The organism is Polynucleobacter sp. 35-46-11, assembly GCF_002281105.1.
The window spans coordinates 1-2,633 of the sequence record NZ_NCFJ01000363.1 but is presented as its reverse complement, the minus strand read 5'-3'; the positions used below and the strand labels follow the sequence as shown (position 1 = coordinate 2,633).

Annotated in this window: 2 protein-coding genes; both read right to left on the bottom strand. The window is 45.7% G+C overall.

Going from position 1 to position 2,633, the window contains the following annotated elements; all coding sequences use genetic code 11:
• Positions 1 to 1,240, bottom strand: a 1,240-nt coding sequence (gene murF / locus B7Y67_RS14925; protein WP_293599318.1) for a UDP-N-acetylmuramoyl-tripeptide--D-alanyl-D-alanine ligase, incomplete at its 3' end; no start/stop codon positions are given.
• The coding region (locus B7Y67_RS14920) for a UDP-N-acetylmuramoyl-L-alanyl-D-glutamate--2,6-diaminopimelate ligase (protein WP_293599317.1) at positions 1,237 to 2,633 on the bottom strand (1,397 nt) is incomplete at its 5' end. The genes B7Y67_RS14920 and murF, both read right to left, overlap by 4 nt.

The following is a 2,633-nucleotide window of genomic DNA, read 5'->3' as shown; positions in this document are numbered from 1 at the left end:
ATTTGCACTGCTCTCCTAAGGCGAACAACTTACTAATGCCCTGCTCAGCAGCATAGGCGCCGACTTCTTCATGAAACGCAGGACCTTGATCACCTACCTCACCCATATCGCCCAGCACTAACCAAGAAATATTTCCAGACTGTTTGAGTGCATCAATAGCAGCTCTAACCGAATCCGGGTTGGCGTTGTAACTATCATCGATCAAAGTGCGCCCAACACTTAAAGGCTTTGACTGCATGCGTCCATTTACTGGAACAAAAGATTCCAGACCAGCTTTTATCTGCTCCAAACTTAAGCCAGCACCCAATGCGACTGCGCTTGCCGCTAATGCATTGCGAACATTGTGGCTTCCTAATGTATTCAGTTGAACCTCAAACTTGCCAAGATCAGTTGAAATCTCAATTCGCCCGCTGGCCAATAACTTACCAACTACAGAGGCTTTAGTTGAAGCAGAATCTGTAGTCAAAGTAAAATCAATCACCTTACGTCCTGCGGCAGCTTGATACCAAACTTTAGAAAATTCAGAATCAGCCGGAAATACTGCGACTCCGTCCGCAGGAAGTGAGCTCAAGGCAGTTGCATGTTCTTGTGCAACAGCTTCTACGGTTGCCATAAATTCTTGATGCTCGCGCTGAGCATTATTAATCAGCCCAATATTGGCTTGAGCAATGACAGCTAACTCTGCTGTTTCGCCGGGATGGTTCATGCCTAACTCAATTACTGCCAAACGATCAGTCGAGCGCATGCGTAACAAAGTTAAAGGCAGTCCAATATCGTTATTGAAATTACCTTTAGTAACTAGAGTGCATTTCTCACCAACAGCAGCTTTAAAGATGGAGGCAATCATTTCTTTTACAGTGGTCTTACCATTGGATCCTGTTACTAAAGCCACCGGAATAGAGAACTGTGCCCGCCATGCCTTTGCTAGCTCGCCCAAAGATTGTTTAACATCCTTGACACAAACTGCCGCTAAATTTTCTGGGCATGCTGCTTTATCACTAATGAGCGCCCCACTTGCTCCTGCTGTGGCCACATCTCCCAAGAAATGATGTGCATCAAAACGTTCGCCCGACAAGGCAATAAATAATTCACCAGGCCGAACCTGGCGACTATCACTACCCACATGATCAATAGAGATCGATGATGCAGACTGGCCATTAGCATGAATCAACTGACTGCCTGGCAACATAGCATGTACCTGAGCAAGCGTGGTCATTGGGGTAGCAACCAAAGTAGTCATAAACCACCCCCCGCTGCTAAACGAATATGCTCTTGATCAGAAAAATCAAATTTCTTGCCATTAATTTCTTGAGTGGACTCATGCCCCTTGCCTGCAACCAAAACAATATCTTTTATATCAGCATGTCGAACTGCAGCCATGATGGCAGCAGCTCTATCAGGCAGTACTTGCACATTTGCCAAGTTGCCAGTCATGCCAGATTGAATCATGGCAATAATGGATTCTGGATCTTCAGATCTTGGGTTATCACTTGTAATGACAATGTGATCGGCAAACTCCTGAGCAAGTTTACCCATTTGCGGGCGTTTACCTGAATCTCGATCACCACCACAACCAAAGACACACCAAACTTTTCCATCGCGTTGATTTGCAATAGGGCGCAAGGCATTCAATACTTTAGTGAGAGCATCTGGTGTATGTGCATAGTCCACAACCACCAAGGGGCCCTCAGTTCTTTGAGTTTTGTGCACACGAATCAATTCCATTCGACCTGGAACAGAACTTAATTTGCACATACGCTTTGAGGCCTCAGTTGGATTCAAGCCTTGAGCCAATAGAACTGTCCAAACCGCAAGACAATTACTGAGATTGAATTCACCCAATACTGCAAGCTGAACAGTGTTCGAGCTGGAGATATCACAGCTAAATTCAGATTCATAACCCGTAGTTGTAAATACCGTATTTTTTGCGTAGTTCCGTTTCAGACGATCGCCAAATTTTTCAAATCCAGAAAATGCATTACTGCTCAATGCATAACCCCACACCCTTGGTCCATCTGCAGCGAGAAGCTTGATTGCTAATTCGCGACCAAAAGGATCATCAAAATTAATAATGGCATTTTCAAGCTGGGGCAGTTGGAACAGCTTTGCCTTGGCCTCAGCGTACTCGCCCATCGTGCCGTGATAATCCAAGTGATCTTGAGTCAAATTAGTAAATACGGCAGTACGTACATCCAAACCAGCAACCCGATCCTGATCGAGTGCATGAGAAGAAATCTCTATCGCCACCTGCTGCGCACCTGCATCAAGTAATTCTTTTAATTCTGTTTGTAATCTCGGAGCATCAGGCGTGGTGTAACCAGTCTGAACCAATGCCCCAGGAAATCCGGTGCCTAAGGTACCTAATACTGCTGTTCGATGACTTGACTCATCCAAAGCTTGTGCGACCCACTGGGTAATACTAGTTTTTCCATTGGTGCCGGTAACGCCGATAACATTCAGCTGCTTACTGGGGTAACCGTACCACTCTGCACACAGCTCTCCGGCCAAGCTGGATAAATTATCAATAGCAAAACATTCTGAGCGATCTAGGTATTCATTAGCAACACCATCTACGGGGTCAAATACAACTGCCGCAGCGCCATTGGCCAAGGCAGCAGCAATGTAAACACGAC